The following is a 25,244-nucleotide window of genomic DNA, read 5'->3' as shown; positions in this document are numbered from 1 at the left end:
CGCGACCCATTGCCCACCGCGCTACTTGAGACGGTAATTCGCCGCGACCACTTCAAGGTCCTGCAAGGTGCGCTGCTGCCAGGCGGCATCGTGTCCCAGCTCTTCCGCCAGGATGCGCGCGACTTCCGGCGCGGCCAACATCGCAGCCTCGGCGTCCAGGAACAGGGCGCGGTTGCGGCGTGCCAGCACGTCCTCGGCGCTGCGCGCCAGTTCGTAGCGCGCGGCGAAACGCACGTGCGCCTCCGACAGGCCGCTGCTCTTGACCAGCATGCGCTCGGCGCCAGGCAGCGCCTTCAAGGCCGGCAGGTCGCTGCCGTAGTAGCTGTCCGGCGTACCGGCATGTTCCTGCGAGGGCGCCAGGCCCGCCGCGCCATGCAGCGGCAGCGATTCCGTGCGGCAGCTGGCCTGGGTCAGCAGCTGGTGCTGGATGGCCGTGTCCACCACGTCCTGCGCCATGCGCCGGTAGGTGGTCCACTTGCCACCGGTGACGGTCACCAGCCCGGCCTTGGACACCAGGATGGTGTGCTCGCGCGACAGGGCCTTGGTGGAGGCTTCGCCGGTGGCCTTGACCAGCGGACGCAGCCCCGCCCAGACGCTGGTGACGTCATCACGCGTGGGCTTGCGGCTGAGGTAGCGCGCCGCCGTGCTCAGGATGAAATCCACGTCCTGGGCGCCGGCCTGCGGATCCAGCGGCAGGTCGTCGCGCGGCGTATCGGTGGTGCCGACGATGGTGTGGCCGTTCCATGGCACCACGAACAGCACACGGCCGTCGTCGGTCTTGGGGATCAGGATGGCGCGCTTGCCCGGCAGGAAATCCTGCGGCAAGGTCAGGTGCACGCCCTGGCTGGGCGCGACCATGGTCTGCGCATTCTTGTCTTCCATGCGGCGCACCGCATCTACCCACACGCCGGTGGCGTTGACCACGCAGCGGGCGCGCAGCGTGAAGCTGGCGCCGCCGATCGCGTCCTGCACCGTCACGCCGTCGACCTTGCCGCCCGTCATGGTCAGGCCGGTGGCGCGCATGTAGTTCACCGCCGTGCCGCCCAGGTCGAACAGTGTGCGCATCAGGCTCATTGCCAGGCGCGCGTCGTCGAACTGGCCGTCGTAATACAGCACGCCGCCCTTGAGGTTCTTGCCCTGCACGTTCTCGGCCAGGGTTGGCGCGTTGGCCAGCGTGTCGCGGCGCGACAGCCAGCGGCTCGGCGCCAGGTTCAACTTGCCGGCCAGCATGTCGTACATCTTCAGGCCGACGCCGTAGAAGGGCTGGTCGAACAGGTTGTAGGCCGGCACCACGAAGCCCAGCGGCCACACCAGGTGCGGCGCGTTGCGGTTGAGCAGACCGCGCTCATGCAGCGCTTCGCGCACCAGGCTGACGTTGCCCTGCGCCAGATAGCGCACGCCGCCGTGCACCAGCTTGGTGGCCTTGCTGGAGGTGCCCTTGGCGAAGTCCGCGCCTTCGATAAGCAGGGTGCGATAGCCGCGCGAGGCGGCATCGACGGCCGTGCCCAGGCCGGTGGCGCCGCCACCGATGACGATTACGTCCCAGGAGTGCGTGTTGTCCAGCGTGTTCAGGAGACGGTTGCGGTCGGGCGGGGCGACGGAGGCTAGCGGTTGGTTCATGGCGTTCAAGGTGTTTGCTTCAAGGTATTCGGGGCTGCGGCAACGTCGCAGCGCACGCCGGCGTCCAGCAGGACCTGGGCCAGCGGTTCTTGCGGATGCGCATCGGTGAAGAACCGGTCGATTTGCGAGATATGCGCCAGTTCCACCATGGCCTGGCGCTTGAATTTGCTGCTGTCGGCGGCCAGCCAGACTTCGCGCGATTGTTCGATGATGGTCCGCGCGACCCGCACTTCGCGGAAGTCGTAGTCGCGCAGGGTGCCGTCGGCCTCGATGCCGGAAATGCCGATCAGGCCGATGTCGACCTTGAACTGGCGGATGAAGTCCATGGTGGCTTCGCCGACGATGCCGCGGTCGCGCGAACGCACCACGCCGCCGGCCACGATGACTTCGCAGTCCGGGTTGTCCGAGAGGATGTCGGCGACGTGCAGGTTGTTGGTGATGACGCGCAGGCCGCGGTGGCGCAGCAGGGCGCGCGCGATGGCTTCGGTGGTGGTGCCGATGTTCAGGATCAGCGAACAGCCGTCGGGCACGGCGCGCGCCACGGCTTCGGCGATGCGCTGCTTGCCGGCGGCGTGCAGGCCCTGGCGCTTGCGGTAGGCGATGTTCTCGATGGTGGACGCCTCGATGCGCACACCGCCATGAAAGCGCGACAGCAGGCCCGCTTCGGAAAGAATGTTGACGTCGCGCCGCACCGTCTGCAGCGTGACGTCAAAGCGTTTGGCGAGTTCCTCGATCGAAGCCGAGCCTTGGGCCCGCACCATTTCGATCAGGGCGCTCTGTCTGGGGTTCAGTGTCATGTTCGTATAGTAAAACAACAAAAGCGAAAAATAATGACGCGCCGCAAGATTGTTTTTTGTTCGCTTCTTGAGTAAAACGCACAATAAACGAAAGCTATCTGAAAGAGTATGCTCATCCTGTTGTTCGATTGAATGCAGGCCGAGCCGCTGTACCGAATACCGAAGTCCGCCGTAAAAACAGGGACGTATTAGTAGGTAGAGGAGACCAGATGCAGCTGAACTTGGACAGGATAGGTTTGCGGGCCGGCTCGCAGACGCACCTGTATCCCATGAGCCTGGCCCCCGTCGCGGGCGCCATGACGGTATTGCTGGGGGCCACCCTGGCGGGCAAGACCTCGCTGATGCGCATCATGGCCGGACTGGACCGGCCCACCGAAGGCCGCGTGCTGGCCGATGGCGCCGACGTGACCGGCGTGCCGGTGCGGCAGCGCAACGTCGCCATGGTCTACCAGCAGTTCATCAATTACCCGTCCATGTCGGTCTACGACAACATCGCCTCGCCGCTCAAGCTGCGCGGGGCGGGCGACATTGCCGAAAAGGTCCGCGCCATGGCGGCGCGGCTGCATATCGACCATCTGCTGGAACGCTATCCCTCGGAACTGTCCGGCGGACAGCAGCAGCGGGTGGCGCTGGCGCGGGCCCTGGCCAAGGACGCGCCGCTGATCCTGCTGGACGAGCCCCTGGTCAATCTGGACTACAAGCTGCGCGAGGAATTGCGCGACGAACTTTCCGAATTGTTCGCCGAAGGGCGTTCCACGGTGGTCTACGCCACCACCGAACCGGGCGAAGCCCTGTTACTGGGCGGCCACACCGCGGTGCTCGACGCCGGCGAATTGCTGCAATACGGCCCCACGGCCGAAGTCTTCCACCGGCCCAACTCCATACGCGTGGCGCGCGCCTTCAGCGATCCGCCCATGAACCTGTTCTCCGCCAAGCGCACGGCTACCGGCTTCGTCCTGCAAGGAGACGTGGCGGTCGAACGGGCGCTGCCGTCAGGCGCCGATGCGGACATCACCGCCGGCCTGCGCGCCGGCGCGCTGGACGTGGAAGCGCGGCCGGGCCACATCGTGCTGCCGGGCGTGGTGAAACTGGCCGAGATCTCCGGGTCGGACACCTTCGTGCACGCGCAGACGCCCGCGGGCGACGTGGTGGCGCAATTGCCTGGCGTCCATCGCTATACCCTGGACCACCGCGTACAGCTGTACTTCGACCCGGCGCAGACCTATGCCTTCGGCGCGGGCGGCGCGCTGCTGGCCGCGCCCCGGCAGCCGGTGGGCGCGGGGGAGACGGCCTGATGGCGCAGATCGAGTTGGACCTGTCCCATTCCTACGTGGCCGATCCCAAGACCGACGAGGACTACGCCCTGTTGCCGCTGGCCTTCACCTTCAGGGATGGTGGCGCCTATGCCTTGCTGGGGCCGTCGGGCTGCGGCAAGACCACCTTGCTCAATTGCGTGTCTGGCCTGCTGCGGCCGTCGCACGGGCGCATCCTGTTCGACGGCCAGGACGTCACGGACAAGACGCCGCAGGCGCGCAACATCGCCCAGGTGTTCCAGTTCCCGGTGGTGTACGACACCATGACGGTGGCCGAGAACCTGGCGTTTCCGCTGCGCAACCGCGGCATGGCGCCGAAACTCATCCGCGAGCGCGTCGGGCGCATCGCCGAGATGCTGGAAATGTCCAATGTGCTGGACCGGCGCGCCAGCGGCCTCACCGCCGATGCCAAGCAGAAGATCTCGCTGGGGCGCGGACTGGTGCGCAGCGACGTGTCGGCGATCCTGTTCGATGAGCCGCTGACCGTGATCGATCCGCAGCTCAAATGGGAGTTGCGCCGCAAGCTCAAGGAAATCCACCACGAGTTCAAGCTGACGCTGATCTACGTGACGCACGACCAGACCGAGGCGCTGACCTTCGCCGACGAGGTCATGGTGATGGCGCGCGGCCGGGCGGTGCAGGTGGGCAGTGCGGATGACCTGTTCCAGCGGCCGGCGCACACCTTCGTGGGCCATTTCATCGGCTCGCCGGGCATGAACTTCCTGCCGGCGCAATGGCGCGACGGCGGCCTGGAAGTGGGCAAGAGCCGCGTCGCCGGGATCCCGGCGGAGATGGCGGCCAAGCTGGACGGCGCGGGTCCCGTGAAACTGGGCGTGCGTCCGGAGTACCTGCGCATCACGGAGCCGGGCGCGCCCGGCGCCGTGGCCATGCGCGTGGAGCGGGTACAGGACGTAGGCACGTACACGCTGCTGGTGGCGGACTTCGAGGGCACCCCGGTGCGGGCCAGGCTGGGCAGCAACATCGTTCCGGCCGCCGCCGGCGGCACGGTCTGGCTGTCGGTCGTGAATCCGCACACCTGCTTCTACCGCAACGAGGAGCTGATCCGATGAAACCCATAGATCACCGGGCCTGGTTCCTGGTCCTGCCCGTGGTGCTGTGCGTGGCGTTCTCGGCCATCCTGCCGCTGATGACCATCGTCAACTACTCGGTGCAGGACATCATTTCGCCCGAGCGCCGCGTCTTCGTCGGCACCGAGTGGTATGCCGCCGTGTTGCAGGACGAAGAGTTGCACGGCGCGCTGTTCCGCCAGATCGGCTTTTCGCTGGCGGTGCTGGCCATCGAGATTCCGCTGGGCATCCTGCTGGCCTTGTCCATGCCGGCCAGCGGTTGGCGCGCGTCCGCCGTGCTGGTGATCATCGCGCTGTCGCTGCTGATCCCGTGGAACGTGGTGGGCACCATCTGGCAGGTGTTCGGGCGCACCGACATCGGCCTGCTGGGCGCCACGCTGTCCTGGCTGGGGGTGGACTACAACTACACCGGCAACGATTTCGATGCCTGGATCACGGTGCTGATCATGGACGTCTGGCACTGGACGCCGCTGGTGGCGCTGCTGTGCTACGCCGGCCTGCGCGCCATCCCGGACGCCTATTACCAGGCCGCCCGCATCGACGGCGCGTCGCGCCTGGCGGTGTTCCGCTACATCCAGCTGCCCAAGATGCGCGGGGTGCTCATGATTGCGGTGCTGCTGCGCTTCATGGACAGCTTCATGATCTATACCGAGCCCTTCGTGCTGACGGGCGGCGGGCCCGGCAACGCCACCACTTTCCTGTCGCAGTACCTGACGCAGAAGGCGGTGGGCCAGTTCGACCTGGGGCCGGCGGCCGCCTTCTCGATCGTCTATTTCCTGATCATCCTGCTCTTGTGTTTCATCCTCTACAACTGGATGCAGCGCGCCGGAACCACCGGTGGCTTCGACGAGGAGCGCGCAAATGCGTGAGAAAAATTCCCGCTGGCGCGGCGTCTTCCTGACCTTGTACCTGGTGTTCGCCATCCTGCCGCTGTACTGGATGCTGAACATGTCGTTCAAGACCAATACCGAAATCGTCAGCTCCCTGACCTTGTGGCCGCGCGACTTCACCTTCGAGCACTACCGCACCATCTTCACGGACCCGGCCTGGTACTCCGGCTACATCAACTCGCTGATCTACGTGGTCATCAATACCGTGATCTCGCTGGCGGTGGCGCTGCCCGCGGCCTACGCGTTCTCGCGCTACCGCTTCATCGGCGACAAGCATGTGTTCTTCTGGCTGCTGACCAACCGCATGACGCCGCCCGCGGTGTTTCTGCTGCCGTTCTTCCAGCTGTACAGCTCGTTCGGCCTGATGGATACGCACCTGGCGGTGGCGCTGGCGCACCTGGTGTTCAACGTGCCGCTGGCGGTATGGATCCTGGAGGGCTTCATGTCGGGCGTGCCGCGCGAAATCGACGAGACCGCCTATGTCGACGGGTATTCCTTCCCGCGATTTTTCCTGACCATTTTCCTGCCCTTGATCAAGTCGGGCGTGGGCGTGGCCGCGTTCTTCTGTTTCATGTTCAGCTGGGTGGAGCTGCTGCTGGCGCGCACGCTGACCTCGGTCAACGCCAAGCCCATCGTCGCCACCATGACCCGCACCGTGTCGGCTTCCGGCATGGACTGGGGCGTGCTGGCGGCGGCCGGCGTGCTGACCATCGTGCCGGGCGGCATCGTGATCTGGTTCGTGCGGCACTACATCGCGAAGGGCTTCGCGATGGGCCGGGTGTAGGTGCAAGGAATACCAGGAGAACTCGATCATGTTCAGCTGGATGGTATGGACCACGCCCGTCGCCGTGTTCTTTTCCTGCATCGTTTTGATGCTGGTCGGCATGACGGTCTGGGAATTGAAATCGCCCACGACGGAGCGCAAGGGTTTCCTGCCCCTGCGTACCACGCGCGGTGACCGCCTGTTCATCGGCCTGATGGCCGCGGCCTGGCTCAACCTGGCATTCCTGGGGCTCGGCCAGAAGGCGGCGGAATGGTTTTCACTGGACGAGCCGCCATCGGTGTGGATCAGCTTCATCGCGTCCATGCTGCTGCTGGCCTTCGTCATGCGGAAAGGCTGAAGAGGGGCGCCAGACCCCTCGGATATTCAAGAGGTAGTGGAAGGACTATCGGCCAGCATCTTCCCCGGCCAGCGGTCCGCAGCAAACGATGGGGAAGATTTATCGAGGAGACAGGTCATGAAATTGCGCATGCACGCCATGGCGGCCGCTATCGCCCTGATCGGGACTTCGGCGGCCTGGGCCGGCGAACCGGAAGCGAAGAAGTGGGTCGATTCGGAGTTCCAGCCTTCATCGCTGTCCAAGGACCAGCAGATGGCCGAGATGAAATGGTTCATCGACGCCGCCGCCAAGCTCAAGGCTAAAGGGGTGAACGAAATCAGCGTGGTGTCCGAAACCATCACCACGCACGAGTACGAGTCCAAGACTTTGGCGAAGGCCTTCGCCGAGATCACCGGCATCAAGGTCAATCACGACCTGATCCAGGAAGGCGACGTGGTCGAGAAGCTGCAGACCTCCATGCAGTCTGGCAAATCCATCTATGACGGCTGGATCTCCGATTCCGACCTGATCGGCACGCACTACCGTTACGGCGCCATCCTGCCGCTGTCCGACTACATGGCGGGCGCGGGCAAGGAATGGACCAATCCCAACCTGGACCTCAAGGATTTCATCGGCACCAAGTTCACCACCGCGCCCGACGGCAAGCTCTATCAGCTGCCCGACCAGCAGTTCGCCAACGTCTACTGGTTCCGCGCCGACTGGTTCGCGCGCCAGGACTTGAAGGACAAGTTCAAGGCCAAGTACGGCTACGAGCTGGGCGTCCCCACCAACTGGTCCGCCTACGAGGACATCGCCGACTTCTTCTCCAACGACGTCAAGGAACTGGACGGCAAGAAGGTCTATGGCCACATGGACTACGGCAAGAAGGATCCGTCGCTGGGCTGGCGCTTCACCGACGCGTGGCTGTCCATGGCCGGCGCCGCCGACAAGGGCCTGCCCAACGGCATGCCGGTGGACGAGTGGGGCATCCGCGTGGCCGACGACAAGTGCACGCCGGTAGGCGCGTCGGTTTCACGCGGCGGCGCCACCAACAGCCCGGCCGCCGTCTATGCCCTGACCAAGTACGTGGACTGGATGAAGAAGTACGCGCCGCAGCAGGCCATGGGCATGACCTTCTCGGAATCCGGCCCCGTACCCGCCCAGGGCCAGATCGCCCAGCAGATCTTCTGGTACACCGCGTTTACGGCCGACATGACCAAGAAGGGCCTGCCGGTGGTGAACGACGACGGCACGCCGAAGTGGCGCATGGCGCCGTCGCCGTATGGACCGTACTGGAAGGACGGCATGCAGAACGGCTACCAGGACGTGGGCTCCTGGACCTTCTTCAAGTCCACCAACCCGGACAAGATGGCCGCGGCCTGGCTGTACGCGCAGTTCGTCACGTCCAAGTCGGTGTCGCTGAAGAAGTCCATCACCGGCCTGACTTTCATCCGCGACAGCGACATCAACAGCGAGTTCTTCACCAAGAACGCGGCGAACTACGGCGGCCTGATCGAGTTCTACCGCAGCCCGGCGCGCGTGGCGTGGACGCCTACCGGCAACAACGTGCCTGACTATCCCAAGCTGGCGCAGCTGTGGTGGAAGAACGTCGCCACCGCGGTCACCGGCGAAAAGACCCCGCAGGCCGCCATGGACAACCTGGCCAATGAGATGGACCAGGTCATGGCGCGTTTGGAACGGGCTGGCATGGCGCAGTGCGCGCCCAAGCTCAACGCCAAGAGCGATCCCAGCAAGTGGCTGTCGGACCAGCACGCGCCGTGGAAGAAGCTGGCCAACGAAAAGCCCAAGGGCGAGACGATCGCTTATGAGAAGCTGCTGGATGCTTGGAAGCAGGGCAAGGTGAGGTAAGACGCTGCCAGTCCCGGAATAAAGCGTCGCTGGAAGGCGGCGCTTTTTTTTTGGCTTGGAATGTTGCGGCCATCGTGCGCACAGCAGACTCTCGAGGCGGCTTGTGGCGAAGGATCTAATTTGATAGATTTATTTACTATTAGTTACTTCAACCTTCAGGCATAGATGGACCCGGCCGTACCTTTGCACAGTTTTCCGGCGCTAGCTGCTGTCCTTGCCACTCTATTGGCCTTGATGGGTGGATTCCTGGCGACAGGTGGCGGCGTTTTCTTGATCTGGAGCGTGAAGCTCTTGCTAAGTGCGCTTTTTTCGATCCCGGATCAGTGCATGTACGTGTTCAAGCATCGCCGCGCCATCCTGTTTTCCGTCGGTAGCCGATTCCGCAATTTTGCGTATCGGCGCACGGGGCAGGAAATGGAGGCCGCAAGTATCCGCCTATTGAGTGAGATGTCCTGCGGCCAATCTTTCCAAAGTCATGAGCGACTTCGGACAGCCCTCATTATTCCCGGCACTTGGAGCGGGCCCAGGTACGACTGGGCGCGGTGGGATCAATGCCGAAAGGGCCTTGAGTCCGCTGGCTTGACGGTGTACGGCCTGTGCTGGGAGTCTGGAAACAAGCAGCTATCGCGAAGCGTCGCTGCGGAGAACGTCAGAAAGTGGCTTGATGAGGCCAAGTTTCCACTGAATACGGTGGTGCTGATCGGCCATTCGTATGGCGGCCAAGTGGCGGCAATGGCGGCCGACCATCCCGCGGTTGAAAGGGCGGTCACGATTGCTGCGCCATTTGTCTCGTTGAGGAAGTTGACGATTGAAGAAATCGCCTCTGGAGGGATGGCGGTATTCAGTCGCTTCGTCCTGTTGATAATTGTGTTCTTTGGCTTGTTGGTCAGCGCGCCGTATACGGGTTTGGACGCGCTGTGGCCAACCATTTCCTGGAGTACATGGGAATCAGTGACGATCGCTGTCGGTGTGGCGGTTCTTGATTTCGTCCGCACGGTTGTCGGCATTGTGGGGGCTTGGTCACGGTGGCGGCCCATAGCGGACGAGCTGCCTGGGGCGCGCAGGGTGATAGCTTTGAGGGTGGACGAAGATGAAATCCTGGACGAAATGCTGGACGCATCCGTTAACGCAGGTGTCGAACCTGGAAGCAGCCCGGCTTTTGTGGAGCAAAAGTCGCTGCGCAGGGAGCAGTTCAGGAAGTGGTCTCTGCCCCTGTATGTTTGGTGTGTTGTTTTGGAACTAATTTGGCTAGCCGCCACAACCAAAGGAAAGGCCCTTTGGATGGAATCGGTCTTGCTCTATGGACTGACCGCGTTTTTGCGCGGGTTTTTCTACGTCATCGCTTTCATCATCCTGCTCGCATGCGCAAAGAGCATCAGCAAGATGGCTCGGGATATTCATGCCTTGATGCGCGATCTGCTCGGTTTGGTGGATTACGCTGCGCTGCTCCGATTCAATCGCCGAAAAGTGGTGGCGCGGATCGCAGGCCTCACCAGCCAAGAACTGCTGGTTCACGGCGCGAGCATCGAAGCTAGCCACGGGCCCGGTTGCGAACAGCGCAGAGTCCACATGCCCAATGGGCGTTGGACCCTGCGAGATGGCAGGCGATCCTTGATGAACGGTCGGCATTCGAAAGCGATTGAAGATGCCACGATGGCAAAGGCGGTAGTGGACGCGCTCGGTCTGGCATCGACGGCCGGATCAGGCGAGTCCTGATCTGGGGGCCGCCGCTCAAACATCCTGCCGCTCGCCGACCCTGGCCGCCAGCAGGTCATAGAACAGCTTGGCAACCGGGTTGATCGCCTTGCCCCGGCTATGGATCAATCCTATGGTCCGCGTGATGGCCGGCTCGCGCAGCGGCACGCTCACCAAGTCGGCGTGTTCGCCGGCCGGCATGGCCAGCCGTGGCACGACGCCTACGCCCAGCCCCGCCTCGACCATGCTCACCAGCGCCGGCACATGCTGGACCTCGCAGAAATGGCGAGGCCGCACGCCGCTGTGCGCCAGCGCCTGATCTATCAGGAAGCGGTTGCCGCTACCCTGGGCCAGGCTGATGTAGGGATGGGTGTCCAGTTCGGCCCAGGTGACCGATTCTCTTTGCGCGAAAGGGTGCTGGCGGCTGACCGCGGCCACGAAGGGCTCTTCCAGCAAGGGTTTGAATTCGATGTCGGCGTCGTTCGCGCCTATGTAGGTCAGGCCGAAATCGGCATCGCCGCGCGCGACGGCGGTCAGGATCTGCGACGAGGACTCATCGATGATCCGGATGCGTATGCGCGGGTATTGCTCGTGGTAGCTGCGGATCACGCCGGGCAGGAAGTAGGCGACCGCGGACGGCACGCAAGCGATGGTGACCAGGCCCGACAGGCGTTCGGCCACGTCCTGTATGCCGACCAGGGCGCTTTCAAGCTCGTTGAGCACGTTGCGCGCGCGCGGCACGAAGCCGCGGCCTATGGTCGTCAGTTCGACCTTGCGGGTGGTGCGCGTCAGCAACTGCACGCCTAGCGCGGCCTCCAGCTTGTCGGCGCGTCGCGACAGGGCGGATTGAGAAAGATGCAGGGCTTCGGAGGCGGCGCGGAAGCTGCCCAGGTCGGCGACCGCCAGGAAGGCGCGCAAATCGGCCAAATCGAATTTCATGCGTTTTCGTCAAGAATTGATCTAATTTTTGCACTTTACTCTATTGTGCGTGCTGCGCATCATGTCTTCCAAGCCGCCCCGAGCGCGGCACATACCAGGAGACAAGCTCATGATTCGCGTCCGCCGCCTACGCCGGCAATTCGCCCTTGCACTGGCCTGCGTGCCATTGATGGCGCTTTTGGCGCCGGCCTCGCGCGCCGAGAGCGGGGACTGGCCGCAACGTCCGATCCGCCTGCTGGTGCCCTACGGTCCCGGCGGCAGTTCGGATGTGGTGGCACGCGCGGTGGCGGTAGAGATGTCGCGCAATCTGGGCAAGCAGGTCATCGTGGAAAACAAGGGCGGCGGGCAGGGGATGATCGCCACCGTGGAAGCGGCGCGCGCCGCTCCCGATGGCTACACCCTCATCCTGGGCCATGTGGGCACGCTGGCCGTGAACCCGTCCATGGTGGCCAAGCTGCCGTATGACCCGCGCCGCGACTTCGCGCCCATCGTGCTGCTGGCGAAGCTGCCCATGGTGTTCGCGGTGGGCGGCAAAGTCCAGGCGTCGACGCTGCCGGAGTTCGTGGCATTGGCGCGCGCCCGGCCGGGAGCCTTGAACTACGGGTCCGCCGGCAACGGCAGCGCGGGCCATCTGGCGTTCGAAATGCTCAAGACGGCGACTGGCATCGACGTGGTGCATGTGCCTTACAAGGGGACCGGCGCGCAGGTGACCGATCTGCTGGCGGGCAACATCGACGCTGCGGCGGCCGGCACGCCCGGACTGCTGCCGCATGCCCAGGCGGGCAAGATCCGCATCGTGGCGGTGGGATCGGAACGGCGCCTGCCCGTGCTCCCTGATGTGCCCACCGTGGCAGAGCAGGGCTATCCGGGCTTTGAAAGTTCGCAGTGGTTCGGCCTGTTGGCGCCTGCGGGCACGCCGGCCCCCGTCATCGAGCGCCTGCACCAGGCCGCGCTCAAGGCGCTGCAGACCGATTCCGTGCGCGAACGCCTGGCGCACGACGCCAGCGAGGCGTCCGGCGCGGGACCGGCCGAATTTGCCGCCTTCATCGACGCCGAAGAGAAGCGCTGGGGGCAGGTGGTGCGCAGCGCCCGCCTGTCCGCCGAATGATCCATCTTTCACGAATCCCCATTCTTTTTCGAGAAGCATTGCCATGAGTAGCCAAAAGCAAGACCCGATTCTTATCGCCGAAGAGGAGCTGACCCAGCTCGGCGTACGCGCGTTCGAAAGCCTGGGGCTGCCTGCCCAGGATGCCGCCGATGTTGTCCAGGTGTTGGTGTTGGCGGACCTGTTCGGCTTGTCCACCCATGGCCTGAGCCGCATTGAATCGTACGGCGAGCGCCTGCAGGTGGGCGGCATCAATCCCCGCGCCCGGATTCAAGTCGAGCGCCCCGCGCCCGGCCTGTGCCTGGTCGATGGCGACAACGGCGTCGGGCCGCTGGTCGGCATGCACGCGCTGCGCGCCGCCATGCAGGCCGCCAGCGAGTGCGGGGTAGGCATGGCGTTCGCTCGCCAGAGCAATCATTTCGGTCCCATTTCTCCCTATGGCCTGATCGCGGCGCAAGCGGGTTATGCCAGCATCATCGGCAGCAACGCCACCACTACCATCGCGCCCTGGGGCGGCACCGACGCCCGGGTCGGCAACAGTCCGATCGGCTTCGCCGTGCCCAATCCGGAGGGCGCGCACTTTCTGCTGGACATGGCGATGAGCGTGGTCGCGCGCGCCAAGATCCGCAACGCCCTGAAAGCCGGGCAGGAGATTCCCGACAGCTGGGCCACCGACGCGGCCGGACAGCCGACGACCAGTCCCAAGGATGCGCTTGACGGCTTTCTGCTTCCGATCGGCGGGCACAAGGGCTACGGCCTGGCGCTGATGGTCGACCTGTTCGCCGGGCTGCTGTCGAACGCGGCTTATCTGACGCATGTGAAGTCATGGGTGGATGCGCCCGATCAGCCGCAGAACCTTGGCCACTTTTTCCTGCTGATAGACACCCGCAGGCTGGGTTCGACGCAATGGCTCGCCCAACGCATGGCCGACTTCGCGCAGATCCTGCACGGCAGCGCGCCGGCCGATCCCGCGCGGCCGGTGATTCAGCCCGGCGAGATCGAACTGGCCAAGATGGCGCGCCAGAAGGAGCAGGGGATTGCACTGGACGCGGATGTCCTGGCGTTGTTGCGCCGCCATGCGGATTCCCTACCGGCCTGACCTGCACTGGCGGCAGCATTTCGGAGACAGACATGAAATACACAGCCATGGCTACGGCAATGATGGCGGGCGCGTTGGGCATAATGGCGGCCGGCGCGGCGCTGGCGTCGGGCTATCCCAGCAAACCGGTGCGCCTGATCGTGCCCTATGTCGCGGGCGGCGCAGCGGACATCACCGCCCGTGTGATCGCGCAAAAGCTGTCGGTCAGCATGGGCGCAACCTTCGTCGTCGAGAACAAGCCGGGCGCCAACGGCATGATAGGCACTGATTTTGTCGCCAAGGCCGCGCCTGACGGCTACACGCTGCTGCTGGATGCGAGCGGGCCGCTGGTGGTGAATCCCTCGCTGTACAAGAAGACGCCATATGATCCGGTGGCCGACTTGGCGCCGATCAGCCAGATCACCAGCTATCAGTACGTGCTGGTCGTGCCGCAGCAATCGCCGATACGCAGCGTGGATGACCTGATCGCGGCGGCGCGGGCCAAGCCGGGCCAGATAAGCTACGGCTCCGCGGGCGTGGGGGCGGGCGGGCATCTGGCGGGCGAACTGTTGGCGGTCATGACGCAGACGCAGCTCACGCATATTCCCTACAAGGGCAATGCCCAGGCCCTGACCGACGTGCTGGGCGGGCAGCTCAGCTTCACGTTCGACACGGTGGTGACGGCCACGCCACATCTGCGTTCCGGCAAGCTGCGCGGGTATGCGGTGTCGGGGCCGAACCGCGCGCAAGGCCTGCCCGATATCCCGACGATGGAGGAACTGGGCTTCAAGGATTTCGTGGTCACGCAATTCCAGGGTTTGCTGGCGCCGGCTGGCACCGATCCCAAGATCCTGTCGCGCCTGCATGAAGAGGTGGTCAAGGCCGCACGCGAACCCGACGTGATCCAGAAGCTCCAGACCGAAGGCGGCAACGAGATCGTTGCGGGCACGCCGCAGGAGTTCGCGCGCCTGATCCAGGAAGACCTGCAACGCTACCGCAAGCTGATCGCGGATGCTCATGTGCAAGCGGAGTAGGCCATGTATGACATCGAGGTATTGATACAAGGCTATCCAGGGCGTTCGCTGTGCCATGGCGGACTGGGCTGGAGCACCACCACGCTTTTGCGGGGCGGCGGGCGCAACATACTGGTGGACGTGGGCGCGTTCGGTGTGCGCCATCTGCTGGGCCAGCACCTGAGGCGTTGCGGCGTGGCTGCGGCCGACATCACCGACGTGGTGCTGACGCACGCCCACTATGATCACGCCGTCAATTTCACGCTGTTTCCCAACGCCACCGTCTGGATCGGCGAACTGGAGTTGGCCTGGGCGGCCGCCCAGCCGCCCGGGTTCAATCCGCTGCCGGAGCTCTACGTGCGCGAACTGGCGTCGTCGGAGCGTGTCCGGCGCATACGCGATGGCGACGAATTCCTGCCGTACCTGCGCGCGATTGCGTCGCCGGGGCACACGCCGGGCCACTTGCTGTTCTACGTCGACGATGGCCGGCAAACGGTTCTGTTCACCGGCGATGCCGCGAAGAACCGGGCCGAACTGCTGTCGGGCACGGTCAATGACACCGCCGATATGGACGCCAGCCGCGCTACGCTGGCCCGCATCTGGGAGCTGTGGCGCAAGACGCCCGGAACGCTGCTGGTGCCGGGCCATGACCTGGGCATGAAGCTCGGCACGGACGGGCAGCCGGTGTATGTCGGCGAACGGCGCGCGGCGTTGAACGCCTGGTTCGGCGACACGCTGGAGCCGACGCGCATCGACCTCTGCTGCGGCGGCGTCTTCAGCCGCCATGGTTCATGATCTTCCCACCCTGCACAAACCTATGAAGCTGAAAACGAACATCATTTCCGCCTTCGCGCCCACCGGCCGGCTGCGGGCATCCATCAACCTGGGCAATCCCATCCTGGCGGGGCGCGATGCCGCCGGCGGGCCGGCCGGCGTGTCCGTGGACCTGGCGCGGGCTTTCGCCGAAAGGCTGGGCGTGCCGCTGGACCTGGTCGTGCTGGATAGCGCGGGCGCTTCCGTGGAGACCGTCACGCGGGAGGACGCGGACATCGGCTTCTTCGCCATCGATCCGCTGCGCGCGGCCGGCATTGCCTTTACCGACGCCTATGTCCTGATCCAGGGCGCCTACCTCGTGCGCGAAGATTCTGCGCTACGCGCATTGGACGAGGTCGACCGCGAGGGACATCGCGTCACCGTCGGACAAGGCAGCGCGTACGACCTGTACCTGAGCCGCGAACTGAAGCGGGCGACCATTACGCGTGCGCCTACCTCGCCGGCCGTGGTCGACACTTTTTTGGCAGAGGGCACGGACGTGGCGGCGGGTGTGCTGCAGCAGCTGGAGGTGGACGCCAGGCGGTTGCAGGGCTTGCGCTTGCTGCCCGGCAGCTTCATGACCATACGCCAGGCCATGGGCGCGCCCAAGAGCCGTGGCGCCGAAGCCATGGAAGTCCTGTCGGGGTTTGTCGAAGAGATGAAGGCCAACGGCTTCGTCGCAAACGCGCTGCGCCGCCACGGCATAGAAGGCGCCGCGGTAGCGCCCGCGGCAGCCTGAACAAGGCGCCTTTCTCGCGCTAGTGAATGACGCGCGCCGTCTTGCGCGCCCGCTTGACCTCATACATGCGGGCGTCGGCCAAACGCACGGCGGCTTCCGCGTCCAGGCCGCGCGGGTCCAGCGCTACCACGCCTACGCTCGCGCCCTCGTACGGCACGACATCTGCGCCGAGCTGGTAGCGTCCCACGGTGGCGGCGGTGGCGCGCTCTTCCAGCGACCGGGCGGCTTCTTCGGCCTCGCCGCGCGGCGCGTGCACGCCATGCGGCCCGTCGCCCGCCGCCAGGGCCGGGCCCGGGCCGATCAGCACGAATTCATCGCCGCCCAGCCGGCCCAGCATGTCCGAGCCGCGCAGGGCCGCGGCGATGCGACGCGACACCTCCTGCAGGAACACGTCGCCTTGCTGGTGGCCGTAGACGTCGTTGATGCCCTTGAACCCGTCCAGGTCGACGACGCCGACCAGCACGCTGCCGCCTTCGCGGATGGCGCGCGCCTGCAGCCGGTCCAGTGCCTCGTAGAGGGCGCGGCGGTTGGGCAGGCCGGTCAGCGTGTCGGTCAGCGCATAGGACATGAGCTGGACGTTGGCGGCGTGCAGCTGCTCCATCAGCATTTCGCGTTCCAGGAAGCGGGCGATCACGCTGGAGAAGAGCTTCAGCACCGATTCCGCCTGCGGCTCGATCTGGCGTTGCGTGGCGCTGGCGGCGCACAGGGTGCCGAACAGGACGCCGTCATCCGTGCGCACCGGTGCGCTCAGATAGGTTTGTATGCCCAGTTGGCGGGCCGCGTCGGAATCCGGCCAGCAGCTGGAGACATCGCTGGTGCACAGGCGTCCTTCGTCCAGCGCGCGCTTGCACAGCGTGTCGTCCCAGGGCACGGACAGGCCCTCGGGGATCTGCAGTGCTCCGGCGTTGCGCGCGTAGCGGATGTGCTGGAGATCCGCCTTCAGGTCGATGGAGGTGAGATAGGTGGACTCCAGCCCGGTCACCGCGCCCAGCATGTCCAGCAGCGGGCGCGTCAGCTGTTCGACTGACTTGGCCTCGGGCAGGGTGGTCGACAGTTCTGCAAGTATCGGATCCAGCACGGCGTCTCCAGGAAGCGAGGGCATACGGGTGGGCATATGGACCTGCGGCCCGTCGCTCCAGGAGAAGCGCGGGCCGGCATAGCCGTCATTATGCACGCTGCGCAGTGGGTTGCATGGAACCTGTGCGCGGGACTACCCTGGACTTTCTACACGCGGCGGCCGGCCACGATGGGTAGCGGCCGCCAGGGAGGCAGGCATGCATCACCCGAGTGAACTGCGCGGCCGGGTGGCCGTGGTGACAGGGGCGTCCTCCGGCATAGGCCGCGCCACCGCGATCGGGCTGGCCGCGGCTGGCGCGCGGGTGGTGGTGAATCATCGCGCGGGCGGCGATTCCCAGGGGCGCGCGGCGGCAGTCGCCGAAGCGATACAGCGCCAGGGAGGTTCGGCCGTCACGGCGGCCGGCGATGTCAGCAAAGAGACCGAGGTGGAGCACCTGTTCGCGCAGGCGCTGCAGCACTACGGACGGCTGGACATCCTGGTCAACAATGCGGGCATAGAGCATCCAGCGCCGGTCGCCGACATGACGCTGGCCGATTGGCAACGCGTCATCGACGTGAACCTGACGGGGCAGTTCCTGTGCGCGCGCGCCGCGGCCCGGCTGTTCCAGTCGCAGCCGGCCGACCCGGCGCGGCAGGGGCTGGCGACGGGCAACATCCTCTTCATCAGTTCCGTGCACGAGGTCATCCCCTGGGCCTTCCAGGTGAATTACGCAGCCTCCAAGGGCGGCGTGTCCATGCTGATGAAATCGCTGGCGCAGGAACTGGCACCGGCCCGGATACGGGTCAATTCCATCGCGCCGGGGGCCATACGCACCGCCATCAACCAGCCGGCCTGGGATACGCCGGAAAGCCTGGCCAGGCTGCTGAAGCTGATTCCCTACGGCCGCATCGGCGAACCCGAAGACGTGGCGCGCGCGGCGGTATGGCTGGCCAGCGACGCGTCGGACTACGTCACCGGCACGACCTTGTTCGTCGACGGCGGCATGACGCTGTATCCCGAGTTCCGGGGCGCGGGCTAGACCATGTCCAAGCCCCTGGAAGACTACGGGTTGATCGGCAACATGTTGTCGGCCGCCCTGGTGGCACGCGATGGCTCCATCGACTGGCTGTGCCTGCCGCACTTCGATTCGCCGGCGTGCTTCGCGGCGTTGCTGGGGGATGAACGGCACGGTCATTGGCGCATCGCCCCGCATGCGCGGAAATACACGGTATCGCGCCGCTACGTGCCCGATACCGCGGTGCTGGAAACGCGCTACGAGACCAGCTCGGGCGCGGCGCTGCTATACGACTTCATGCCCCTGAGCGACGACGATGAGCGCGCCGATGTGGTGCGCATCGTGCGCGGCGAATCCGGGCACGTGCAGATGGACATGGAGATGGCGCTGCGCTTCAACTATGGGCAGGCCGTTCCCTGGGTGCGCCGGCGCGACTATGGCCTGAGCGCCATTGCCGGCCCGGACGCGGTGGAGCTGCATACGCCGGTGGACCTGGCGGGGCATGAACTCACGACCACGGCGCGTTTCACCGTGCACCCGGGGCGGGTGGTGCCGTTCACGCTGTCCTATCACCGTTCGCACCGCACGCCGCACTTCGTGCCGGACCGCGTGGAAAGCATGGATCGCACCATCTCCTGGTGGCAGGAGTGGGCCAAGCGCTGCCGCTGGGAGGGCAGCGATGAAGGGCGCGATGCCGTGGTGCGCTCGCTGATCACGCTCAAGCTGCTGACCTTCCAGCCCACCGGCGGCATCATCGCCGCGCCCACCACCTCGTTGCCGGAAGCCTTGGGCGGCAGCCGCAACTGGGACTACCGGCATTGCTGGCTGCGCGATTCGGCGCTGACCTTATACGCCTTGCTCAATGCCGGCTACCGCGAAGAGGCCGAGGCCTGGCGCCAATGGCTGCTGCGCGCCGTGGCCGGGCATCCGGACCAATTGCAGATCATGTACGGCATCGCCGGCGAACGCTGGCTGCCTGAACTGGAAATCCCCTGGCTACCGGGCTATGAGGCCAGCCTGCCGGTGCGGCGCGGCAACGGCGCCGCTGGCCAGAGCCAGCTGGACATCTATGGCGAGCTCATCGAAACCCTGTACGCCGCACGCGCGGCCGACCTGGCGCCGCTGGCCGAGGCCTGGCGCCTGCAGAAGGTGCTGCTGGAGCCGCTGAAGGACCGTTGGCAGGACCTGGACCATGGCATCTGGGAAGTGCGGGGCGAGCGCCGCGCCTTCACGCATTCACGGCTGATGTGCTGGGTCGCCTTCGACCGCGCGGTGCAGTCCTGCGAGCGCTTCGGCCTGCGCGGACCGAAGGACGAATGGCAGCGCCTCGCCGACCGCATCCGCGCGGACATCTGCAAGCATGGCTACAACCCGGCGCGCGGCAGCTTCGTGCAGAGCTACGGATCGGACGAACTGGATGCCAGCCTGCTGCTCATTCCCCAAGTGGGCTTCCTGCCCGCGGACGATCCGCGGGTGACGGGAACGGTGCGCGCCATCGAACGCGAACTGCTGCGCGACGGCCTGCTGTTGCGTTATTCCACCCAGCACGCCAGCGACGGCCTGCCGGGCGAGGAGGGCGTGTTCCTGGCCTGCAGCTTCTGGCTGGCCGACGCCTATGTCATGCAGGGGCGTATCGACGATGCCGAACGTCTGTTCGAGCATCTGCTGGCGCTGCGCAATGACCTGGGCCTGCTGGCGGAGGAGTACGACGTCGGCCGGCGCCGCCTGGTCGGCAATTTTCCGCAAGGGTTCTCGCACATCGGACTGGTGAATACCGCGTACAACCTGAGCCGCGCGAGCGGCCCGGCGCGTCAGCGCGCCGAGCAGGATGCGCCGCGCGAATAGGCCGGCGCGCAGCGTGGCCGGAGGCGTGCCCGCCGCAGTGTATTCTGGCGGTCATGCGGCGCCCGCCTGGCGGGCCCGACCTTGCAGAACAGAGCAGGCCGTGTATCGGCCGCCACCGCACCCAGGAGAGACAAACATGCTTTTGACGGAAGAACAGCTCAGCGTCCAGGAAATGGCGCGCCGCTTCGCGCAGGAGCGCCTGGCGCCCAACTCGGAGCACTGGGACCGCGACCACGGCTATCCCGCCGACGCCATCGCCGAAATGGCGCAGCTGGGCTTTTTCGGCATGCTGGTGCCCGAAGCCTGGGACGGCAATGACAGCGGCTATATCTCGTATGCGGTTGCGCTGGAGGAAATCGCGGCCGGCAACGGCGCTTGCTCCACCATCATGAGCGTGCACAATTCGGTCGCCTGCATGCCCATCCTGAAATTCGGCACCGACGCGCAGAAAGAGCAGTTCCTGCGGCCATTGGCAACCGGCGAGCATATCGGCGGATTCGCGCTGACCGAGCCGCAGGCCGGGTCGGACGCCAGCAGCCTGCACACCCGGGCGCGCCGCGACGGCGAGGACTACATCCTGAACGGCGCCAAGCAGTTCATCACGTCGGGGCGCAGCGGCCAGGTCGTGATCGTGTTCGCGGTGACCGACCCCGAGGCCGGCAAGCGCGGCATCTCCGCCTTCATCGTGCCCACCGACACTCCGGGCTACAAGGTGCTGCGGGTGGAGGACAAGCTGGGCCAGCATGCTTCGGACACCTGCCAGATCGCGTTCGAGGATATGCGTATCCCGGCCGCCTACCGCCTTGGCGCGGAAGGCGAGGGCTACAAGATTGCGCTGTCCAACCTGGAAGGCGGGCGTATCGGCATCGCATCCCAATCCGTGGGCATGGCGCGGGCGGCATTCGAGTGCGCGCGCGACTACGCGCGCGATCGGCAGGCCTTCGGCAAGCCGATCATGGAGCATCAGGCCGTCGCGTTCCGCCTGGCAGACATGGCCACCCAGATCCACGCGGCGCGGCAAATGGTGCTGCACGCTGCGGCGCTGCGCGAAGCCGGCAGGCCCGCGCTGATGGAAGCCTCCATGGCCAAGCTGTTCGCCTCTGAAATGGCCGAGAAAGTATGCTCCGCCGCCATCCAGACCCTGGGCGGCTACGGCTATCTGAAGGATTTCCCGGTTGAACGGATCTATCGCGACGTGCGCGTCTGCCAGATCTACGAGGGCACCAGCGATATCCAGCGCCTGGTGATCGCCCGAGGCTTGTAAACGGTGCGGCCTAGGCGGCCGGCTGGCGCCGGCCGCGCCGTGCCCACATCGTGTAGACGATGATATTGCCCACGATCAGCAAGGTCGCCAGCACGATCTGCGTCGCGCGGGTGATGCCCTCGGGGTAGATCAGTGCCAGTACGTAGTGTTCGATGAAGCCGCCGCCATAGCCTTGCTGGCCGGCCTGCTGCCGCAGCGAAATCTCCAGCGGCGTCAGCGGGCAGATCCAGCCCATGCCTATTACCAGCGCGCCCCAGGCCAGCGCCGGCAGGTGCAGGTAGGCGATCCAGCGTTTCCACAACGCCAGCAGTCCGCCGAACACCACGAAGGCGACGAAGAGGCCGTGCACGATGAGCACGAGGTCGGCAAGCAGGCGGTAGCTCATTGCCGCATCGAGGTCAGGGCTTGAGGTCTCGCAGCAGCTTGGCCAGCTCGGGCGCCATCATCAGCGACACCCCCTGCGACTTGGCGTATTGCAGCGCATTGTCCGAAACCTCGCCCAGCGCGATGTAGATGGCTTCGCGCGCGCCGCGTTTCTCGCGCGCCGCCTGCAGCTCGCGCAAGGGCTCGACGCCGACGCGGGCGGCTTTCCAGCGTTTGGCGCTGACCAGGGCGACGTGGCCGTCCTTGGTGAGCGCGAAATCGGCGCCGGGCAATTGCAGGCGCTGCACTTCACAGCCGTCGCGGCGAAAGCCTGCTTCGACGGTCTTGGAGAAGTCGGCCCAGGACATGCCGGCGGCGGCCTCGGCCACGGCCTGCACCCGCGCGCCCGAGGGCGAGCGCAGCTGCTTGTAGGCCGCCATGATGGCGATGACCGCGAACGGCACCGCCGCGAACACGCCCATCGCGGCGTACTCCAGCGGCAGCGCGGCAAAGCCGGCGGCCGACAGCAGCACGGCCACGCCGGCGCTCATCCACCAGGGCGAGCGCAGCAGCACGGCAAAGATGGAGTTCTGGGACATCTTGAATTTCATGGCGGCTCGCGGTGATGCTTGGGGAGGGTGGGCTTCAGGCGTCCTGGCCACCGGCGTCGGCGGCGCGCACGACGATGCGCACGTCGCCGCAGGTGACGATCTGGCCGGCGCGGATCTTCGCCGTCTTGCGGCTTTCCACCGCGCCGCCCACGCTGACGTGGCCTTCGGCCACCAGCATCTTGCCCGCGCCGCCGCTGTCGCACACGCCGGTGGCCTTGAGCAGCTGGTTCACTTCAATATAGGGGCTGCCTTCGGCCAGCGTGAATTCGATGATGGGCATGTCTGGTCTGTCGTGGAGGTAAGGGTGGGGCGCTCAGGCCTGGCCGCTGCCGTTGGCGCCGCCCGGGGCTTCGGCGGGAGGCTCCTGCGCGGTGGGGCGGCTGTTGTTGTTCTCGGCGCGCGCCATCCAGGCGATCAGGGACGAACGCATGGCTTCCTCGACCGACATCTGGATGGGCTGGACCCATTCCTGCGGCACGAACACGGTATAGCCGCCGATCATGTAGCCCATCGGCAGGTACACGGCCACGCGCTCACCCTGGGTGAAGCCTTCAGGCAGGCCTTCCATGTTGCGGCGGGTGACCAGGCCCACCAGTTCCAGCTGCTGGCCCGGCACGCGCAGGATCACGACCTGCTGGGCGGTGTTCTTGGAGCTGGGCGAAAAATAATCCGCGAAGCTCTTCAGGGACGAGTAGATGCTCTTGACCACCGGCAGGTTGGTGAAGGGCATTTCCAGCAACACCAGCACCCGCTGCACGCGCTCCTTGGACACCAGGTAGCCGATGGCCAGGATGCCCAGGATGCCCAGCGCCAGGCCCATGCCCGGCACGTAGAACCCGCCGATGAAGGGGCGCAGGAAGGTCAGCGCCACGGCTTCGGTCCAGGCCAGGAAGATATAGAGCAGGTAGATCGTCAGGGCCAGCGGCAGGACCGTGATCAGGCCGCGGAAGAAATACTTGTAGAGACGGGTCATAGACATAGGCAAATAAATTAGGGTCGGATTACGCGGCATAGGCACGCGCCGAAGGGCCGCCAGCATAGCAGCCAGCGCGGACCCGACCGGTAACAATCGGCGTGCAATCCGCGCAGGCGGCGCGCGCCTAGCGGTCCACAGGCAGGTACAGGGTCTCCTTGATCTCCTCCATGACCACGTAGCTGCGCGATTCGGCGGACGCGGGCAGGCGTTTGAGGATTTCGCCGAGGAGACGGCGGTATTCGTTCATTTCAGTCAGGCGGGCCTTGACCAGGTAGTCGAAGTCGCCGGATACCAGGTGGCATTCCATGACTTCGGGCACATATAGCAGCTCTTTCTTGACCTTGTCGAACACGTCGCCGGACTTGGCCGACAACTTGATCTCCAGGAATACGAGCAGGTTCTTGCCCAGCGCCGCCGGATTGACGCGCGCATGGTAACCCGTGATCACGCCTTCGCGCTCCATGCGCTTGACGCGGTCGGAGCACGGGGTGGCCGACAGGCTGATCCGGTCGGCCAGTTCGGTCACGGAAATCCGGCCTTCCCGCTGCAGGATATCCAGGATTTTCAGGTCGATACGGTCTAGCTCGCGCATTTCACTTTTGGCGATCGAAAAACAGAAGGGGGCCGGGAAAAAGCACTGCCAAAGAAAAATCTTCAGTGCTTTTCACTACTGAGAGGCCCATAGACTACCGAAATTCCTGAACAAAACCAATCATCGGAAAGAATCATGCACGTCATCGTCCTCGGCAGCGGCGTCATCGGCACCACCACCGCCTATTACCTGGCCCGTCAGGGAGCCAAAGTCACGGTGCTGGACCGCCAGCCCGCGGCGGCGCAGGAGACCAGCTACGCCAACGCCGGACAGGTGTCGCCGGGCTATTCCACGCCTTGGGCGGCGCCCGGCATTCCGCTGAAGGCCATCAAGTGGCTGTTCCAGAAGCACGCCCCGCTGGCCATCCGCCTGGACGGCAGCCTGTTCCAGCTCAAGTGGATGGCGGCCATGCTGGCCAACTGTTCCGCCGAACGCTACTCGGTCAACAAGGAACGCATGCTGCGTCTGTCGGAATACAGCCGCGATTGCCTGCGCGAATTGCGTACATCCACTGGCATCCACTACGAAGAGCGCACCCGCGGCACCCTGCAGCTGTTCCGCACCGAGGCCCAGCTGGAAGCCGCCCGCCGCGACATCGCCGTGCTGGAAGAAGTGGGCGTGCCCTACGAACTGCTGGACCGCAACCGCCTGGTGACGGCCGAGCCGGCCCTGGCGCGTTCGCTGCACAAGCTGTCGGGCGGCCTGCGCCTGCCCAATGACGAAACCGGCGACTGCCAGCTGTTCACCACGCGCCTGGCCGAACTGGCCAAGGGCCTGGGCGTGGAGTTCCGCTTCGGCCAGACGGTGTCGGGCCTGAACACGGCTGGCGGCCAGATCACCGGCGTGCGCGTGGGCAACGAAGTGCTGACCGCCGACCGCTACGTCGCCGCCTTCGGCAGCTACACGCGCGATTTCCTCGCGCCGCTGGGCCTGGACCTGCCGGTGTATCCGCTCAAGGGCTATTCGCTCACCATCCCCATGGCCGACGAATCGGCCGCGCCGGTGTCGACCATCCTGGACGAAACCTACAAGATCGCCGTCACGCGCTTCGACCAGCGCATCCGCGTCGGCGGCATGGCCGAGATCACGGGCTTCGACCTGCGTCTGAAGGAGGCCCGCCGCAAGACGCTGGAACTGGTCGTCAACGACCTGTTCCCGGGCAGCGGCCACGTGGCGCAGGCGGAGTTCTGGACCGGCCTGCGTCCGATGACCCCGGACGGCACGCCGGTGGTCGGCGCGACCCGCTACGGCAATCTGTACCTGAACACGGGCCACGGCACGCTGGGCTGGACCATGGCCTGCGGCTCCGGCAAGCTGGTGGCCGACCAGGTCATGGGCCAGCGTCCCGCCATCCGCACGGACGGTCTGGACCTGTCGCGCTACGACCGCAAGGCGGCGTCCAACCAGTCGCTGGTGCTGGACGGCAAGAGCGCCTGATTCCTGTTTTTCTCTGGCCCGGGCC

25 protein-coding genes are annotated in these 25,244 nt (G+C 65.6%); 16 read left to right on the top strand and 9 right to left on the bottom strand.

What is annotated here, in order from left to right:
* Positions 1-21 precede the first annotated feature (21 nt).
* Positions 22-1,620, bottom strand: coding sequence for a glycerol-3-phosphate dehydrogenase/oxidase (locus IPU70_RS04600; RefSeq protein WP_207465291.1), 1,599 nt, complete (start codon positions 1,618-1,620; stop codon positions 22-24).
* A 5-nt stretch (positions 1,621-1,625) separates the two neighbouring features.
* Positions 1,626-2,417, bottom strand: a complete 792-nt coding sequence (locus IPU70_RS04595; RefSeq protein ID WP_013394120.1) for a DeoR/GlpR family DNA-binding transcription regulator — start codon at positions 2,415-2,417, stop codon at positions 1,626-1,628.
* 209 nt (positions 2,418-2,626) lie between these two features.
* Between IPU70_RS04595 and IPU70_RS04590 the strand changes: the two genes are divergently transcribed.
* From IPU70_RS04590 to IPU70_RS04560, 7 genes are all read left to right on the top strand, one after another.
* A complete protein-coding gene (locus tag IPU70_RS04590) occupies positions 2,627-3,712 on the top strand; it encodes an ABC transporter ATP-binding protein (protein ID WP_207465290.1) in 1,086 nt (361 codons plus the stop codon).
* Complete coding sequence (locus IPU70_RS04585; protein WP_207465289.1) at positions 3,712-4,800, top strand: ABC transporter ATP-binding protein; 1,089 nt, start codon at positions 3,712-3,714, stop codon at positions 4,798-4,800. Before IPU70_RS04590 ends, IPU70_RS04585 begins: the two co-directional genes overlap by 1 nt.
* The gene (locus IPU70_RS04580; protein WP_013394117.1) at positions 4,797-5,687 is read left to right on the top strand and encodes a carbohydrate ABC transporter permease; all 891 of its coding nucleotides are present in this window, start codon (positions 4,797-4,799) and stop codon (positions 5,685-5,687) included. Before IPU70_RS04585 ends, IPU70_RS04580 begins: the two co-directional genes overlap by 4 nt.
* A complete protein-coding gene (locus IPU70_RS04575; protein ID WP_013394116.1) occupies positions 5,680-6,492 on the top strand; it encodes a carbohydrate ABC transporter permease in 813 nt (270 codons plus the stop codon). The genes IPU70_RS04580 and IPU70_RS04575 overlap by 8 nt, the downstream gene beginning before the upstream one ends.
* Positions 6,493-6,520: 28 nt before the next feature.
* Positions 6,521-6,829, top strand: coding sequence for a DUF2160 domain-containing protein (locus IPU70_RS04570; protein WP_207465288.1), 309 nt, complete (start codon positions 6,521-6,523; stop codon positions 6,827-6,829).
* Between the two features lie 117 nt (positions 6,830-6,946).
* Entirely contained in the window at positions 6,947-8,677 is a 1,731-nt protein-coding gene (locus IPU70_RS04565) for an ABC transporter substrate-binding protein (protein WP_207465287.1), read from the top strand.
* Positions 8,678-8,842: 165 nt separating this feature from the next.
* Positions 8,843-10,393: an alpha/beta fold hydrolase gene (locus IPU70_RS04560; RefSeq protein ID WP_207465286.1), complete on the top strand. Its 1,551-nt coding sequence runs from the start codon at positions 8,843-8,845 to the stop codon at positions 10,391-10,393.
* 15 nt (positions 10,394-10,408) lie between these two features.
* Here IPU70_RS04560 and IPU70_RS04555 read toward each other — a convergent pair whose 3' ends face one another.
* The gene (locus IPU70_RS04555) at positions 10,409-11,311 is read right to left on the bottom strand and encodes a LysR family transcriptional regulator (protein WP_207465285.1); all 903 of its coding nucleotides are present in this window, start codon (positions 11,309-11,311) and stop codon (positions 10,409-10,411) included.
* Between the two features lie 109 nt (positions 11,312-11,420).
* On the opposite strand from IPU70_RS04555, the gene IPU70_RS04550 reads away from it, so the two are divergent.
* Genes IPU70_RS04550 through IPU70_RS04530 form a run of 5 tightly spaced genes read left to right on the top strand, consistent with a single transcriptional unit; the run spans position 11,421 to position 16,059 of the window.
* The gene (locus tag IPU70_RS04550) at positions 11,421-12,419 is read left to right on the top strand and encodes a tripartite tricarboxylate transporter substrate binding protein (RefSeq protein ID WP_207465283.1); all 999 of its coding nucleotides are present in this window, start codon (positions 11,421-11,423) and stop codon (positions 12,417-12,419) included.
* Positions 12,420-12,462: 43 nt separating this feature from the next.
* Positions 12,463-13,515 (top strand): Ldh family oxidoreductase, encoded by a 1,053-nt coding sequence (locus IPU70_RS04545; RefSeq protein ID WP_207465281.1) that lies wholly within the window; start codon positions 12,463-12,465, stop codon positions 13,513-13,515.
* A gap of 32 nt (positions 13,516-13,547) precedes the next feature.
* Positions 13,548-14,528, top strand: coding sequence for a tripartite tricarboxylate transporter substrate binding protein (locus tag IPU70_RS04540; protein ID WP_207465279.1), 981 nt, complete (start codon positions 13,548-13,550; stop codon positions 14,526-14,528).
* A gap of 3 nt (positions 14,529-14,531) precedes the next feature.
* Positions 14,532-15,302 (top strand): MBL fold metallo-hydrolase, encoded by a 771-nt coding sequence (locus tag IPU70_RS04535; protein WP_207465277.1) that lies wholly within the window; start codon positions 14,532-14,534, stop codon positions 15,300-15,302.
* A 22-nt stretch (positions 15,303-15,324) separates the two neighbouring features.
* Entirely contained in the window at positions 15,325-16,059 is a 735-nt protein-coding gene (locus IPU70_RS04530) for an ABC transporter substrate-binding protein (protein ID WP_207465274.1), read from the top strand.
* 19 nt (positions 16,060-16,078) lie between these two features.
* Here the strand turns inward: IPU70_RS04530 and IPU70_RS04525 are convergent, their stop codons facing one another.
* Positions 16,079-17,173, bottom strand: a complete 1,095-nt coding sequence (locus tag IPU70_RS04525; protein ID WP_207465272.1) for a sensor domain-containing diguanylate cyclase — start codon at positions 17,171-17,173, stop codon at positions 16,079-16,081.
* A 160-nt stretch (positions 17,174-17,333) separates the two neighbouring features.
* Here IPU70_RS04525 and IPU70_RS04520 point away from each other — a divergent pair, with 160 nt between their 5' ends.
* The 3 genes from IPU70_RS04520 (at position 17,334) to IPU70_RS04510 (ending at position 21,240) form a co-directional block, all read left to right on the top strand.
* Positions 17,334-18,155 carry an SDR family oxidoreductase gene (locus IPU70_RS04520; protein ID WP_207465269.1) on the top strand — a complete coding sequence of 274 codons (822 nt, stop codon included), beginning with the start codon at positions 17,334-17,336 and terminating at the stop codon, positions 18,153-18,155.
* 3 nt (positions 18,156-18,158) lie between these two features.
* Positions 18,159-19,976, top strand: coding sequence for a glycoside hydrolase family 15 protein (locus tag IPU70_RS04515; RefSeq protein WP_207465267.1), 1,818 nt, complete (start codon positions 18,159-18,161; stop codon positions 19,974-19,976).
* 136 nt (positions 19,977-20,112) lie between these two features.
* On the top strand, positions 20,113-21,240 hold the full coding sequence (locus IPU70_RS04510; protein ID WP_207465265.1) for an acyl-CoA dehydrogenase family protein: 1,128 nt from the start codon (positions 20,113-20,115) through the stop codon (positions 21,238-21,240).
* A gap of 10 nt (positions 21,241-21,250) precedes the next feature.
* On the opposite strand, the gene IPU70_RS04505 is transcribed toward IPU70_RS04510, so the two are convergent.
* The 5 genes from IPU70_RS04505 to IPU70_RS04485 all read right to left on the bottom strand — a co-directional run bounded on the left by IPU70_RS04505 (position 21,251) and on the right by IPU70_RS04485 (position 23,782).
* A complete protein-coding gene (locus tag IPU70_RS04505) occupies positions 21,251-21,625 on the bottom strand; it encodes a DUF2784 domain-containing protein (protein WP_207465263.1) in 375 nt (124 codons plus the stop codon).
* 13 nt (positions 21,626-21,638) lie between these two features.
* Positions 21,639-22,214, bottom strand: coding sequence for a restriction endonuclease (locus IPU70_RS04500; protein WP_013394101.1), 576 nt, complete (start codon positions 22,212-22,214; stop codon positions 21,639-21,641).
* Positions 22,215-22,248: 34 nt separating this feature from the next.
* On the bottom strand, positions 22,249-22,494 hold the full coding sequence (locus IPU70_RS04495) for an RNA-binding S4 domain-containing protein (RefSeq protein ID WP_207465262.1): 246 nt from the start codon (positions 22,492-22,494) through the stop codon (positions 22,249-22,251).
* A gap of 33 nt (positions 22,495-22,527) precedes the next feature.
* On the bottom strand, positions 22,528-23,187 hold the full coding sequence (locus IPU70_RS04490; protein WP_207465357.1) for a DUF502 domain-containing protein: 660 nt from the start codon (positions 23,185-23,187) through the stop codon (positions 22,528-22,530).
* Between the two features lie 127 nt (positions 23,188-23,314).
* Positions 23,315-23,782: a winged helix-turn-helix transcriptional regulator gene (locus tag IPU70_RS04485; protein ID WP_013394098.1), complete on the bottom strand. Its 468-nt coding sequence runs from the start codon at positions 23,780-23,782 to the stop codon at positions 23,315-23,317.
* A gap of 135 nt (positions 23,783-23,917) precedes the next feature.
* Here IPU70_RS04485 and IPU70_RS04480 point away from each other — a divergent pair, with 135 nt between their 5' ends.
* A complete protein-coding gene (locus IPU70_RS04480) occupies positions 23,918-25,219 on the top strand; it encodes a D-amino acid dehydrogenase (RefSeq protein WP_207465259.1) in 1,302 nt (433 codons plus the stop codon).
* Positions 25,220-25,244 lie beyond the last annotated feature (25 nt).

This window comes from Achromobacter sp. SD115 (genome assembly GCF_017355315.1).
Classification (GTDB): domain Bacteria; phylum Pseudomonadota; class Gammaproteobacteria; order Burkholderiales; family Burkholderiaceae_B; genus Achromobacter; species Achromobacter xylosoxidans_B.
This window is presented reverse-complemented; position numbering and strand designations above follow the sequence as displayed.

Bases quoted from the DNA above. Each gene is read 5' to 3' on its own strand.
- IPU70_RS04570 (WP_207465288.1), top strand. From the start codon at position 6,521: ATGTTCAGCTGGATGGTATGGACCACGCCCGTCGCCGTGTTCTTTTCC.
- IPU70_RS04500 (WP_013394101.1), bottom strand. From the start codon at position 22,214: ATGAAATTCAAGATGTCCCAGAACTCCATCTTTGCCGTGCTGCTGCGC.
- IPU70_RS04590 (WP_207465290.1), top strand. From the start codon at position 2,627: ATGCAGCTGAACTTGGACAGGATAGGTTTGCGGGCCGGCTCGCAGACG.
- IPU70_RS04530 (WP_207465274.1), top strand. From the start codon at position 15,325: ATGAAGCTGAAAACGAACATCATTTCCGCCTTCGCGCCCACCGGCCGG.
- IPU70_RS04495 (WP_207465262.1), bottom strand. From the start codon at position 22,494: ATGCCCATCATCGAATTCACGCTGGCCGAAGGCAGCCCCTATATTGAA.
- IPU70_RS04505 (WP_207465263.1), bottom strand. From the start codon at position 21,625: ATGAGCTACCGCCTGCTTGCCGACCTCGTGCTCATCGTGCACGGCCTC.
- IPU70_RS04510 (WP_207465265.1), top strand. From the start codon at position 20,113: ATGCTTTTGACGGAAGAACAGCTCAGCGTCCAGGAAATGGCGCGCCGC.
- IPU70_RS04480 (WP_207465259.1), top strand. From the start codon at position 23,918: ATGCACGTCATCGTCCTCGGCAGCGGCGTCATCGGCACCACCACCGCC.
- IPU70_RS04550 (WP_207465283.1), top strand. From the start codon at position 11,421: ATGATTCGCGTCCGCCGCCTACGCCGGCAATTCGCCCTTGCACTGGCC.
- IPU70_RS04595 (WP_013394120.1), bottom strand. From the start codon at position 2,417: ATGACACTGAACCCCAGACAGAGCGCCCTGATCGAAATGGTGCGGGCC.
- IPU70_RS04575 (WP_013394116.1), top strand. From the start codon at position 5,680: ATGCGTGAGAAAAATTCCCGCTGGCGCGGCGTCTTCCTGACCTTGTAC.
- IPU70_RS04485 (WP_013394098.1), bottom strand. From the start codon at position 23,782: ATGCGCGAGCTAGACCGTATCGACCTGAAAATCCTGGATATCCTGCAG.
- IPU70_RS04545 (WP_207465281.1), top strand. From the start codon at position 12,463: ATGAGTAGCCAAAAGCAAGACCCGATTCTTATCGCCGAAGAGGAGCTG.
- IPU70_RS04600 (WP_207465291.1), bottom strand. From the start codon at position 1,620: ATGAACCAACCGCTAGCCTCCGTCGCCCCGCCCGACCGCAACCGTCTC.
- IPU70_RS04540 (WP_207465279.1), top strand. From the start codon at position 13,548: ATGAAATACACAGCCATGGCTACGGCAATGATGGCGGGCGCGTTGGGC.
- IPU70_RS04490 (WP_207465357.1), bottom strand. From the start codon at position 23,187: ATGACCCGTCTCTACAAGTATTTCTTCCGCGGCCTGATCACGGTCCTG.
- IPU70_RS04560 (WP_207465286.1), top strand. From the start codon at position 8,843: ATGGACCCGGCCGTACCTTTGCACAGTTTTCCGGCGCTAGCTGCTGTC.
- IPU70_RS04525 (WP_207465272.1), bottom strand. From the start codon at position 17,173: ATGCCCACCCGTATGCCCTCGCTTCCTGGAGACGCCGTGCTGGATCCG.
- IPU70_RS04580 (WP_013394117.1), top strand. From the start codon at position 4,797: ATGAAACCCATAGATCACCGGGCCTGGTTCCTGGTCCTGCCCGTGGTG.
- IPU70_RS04520 (WP_207465269.1), top strand. From the start codon at position 17,334: ATGCATCACCCGAGTGAACTGCGCGGCCGGGTGGCCGTGGTGACAGGG.
- IPU70_RS04515 (WP_207465267.1), top strand. From the start codon at position 18,159: ATGTCCAAGCCCCTGGAAGACTACGGGTTGATCGGCAACATGTTGTCG.
- IPU70_RS04535 (WP_207465277.1), top strand. From the start codon at position 14,532: ATGTATGACATCGAGGTATTGATACAAGGCTATCCAGGGCGTTCGCTG.
- IPU70_RS04555 (WP_207465285.1), bottom strand. From the start codon at position 11,311: ATGAAATTCGATTTGGCCGATTTGCGCGCCTTCCTGGCGGTCGCCGAC.
- IPU70_RS04585 (WP_207465289.1), top strand. From the start codon at position 3,712: ATGGCGCAGATCGAGTTGGACCTGTCCCATTCCTACGTGGCCGATCCC.
- IPU70_RS04565 (WP_207465287.1), top strand. From the start codon at position 6,947: ATGAAATTGCGCATGCACGCCATGGCGGCCGCTATCGCCCTGATCGGG.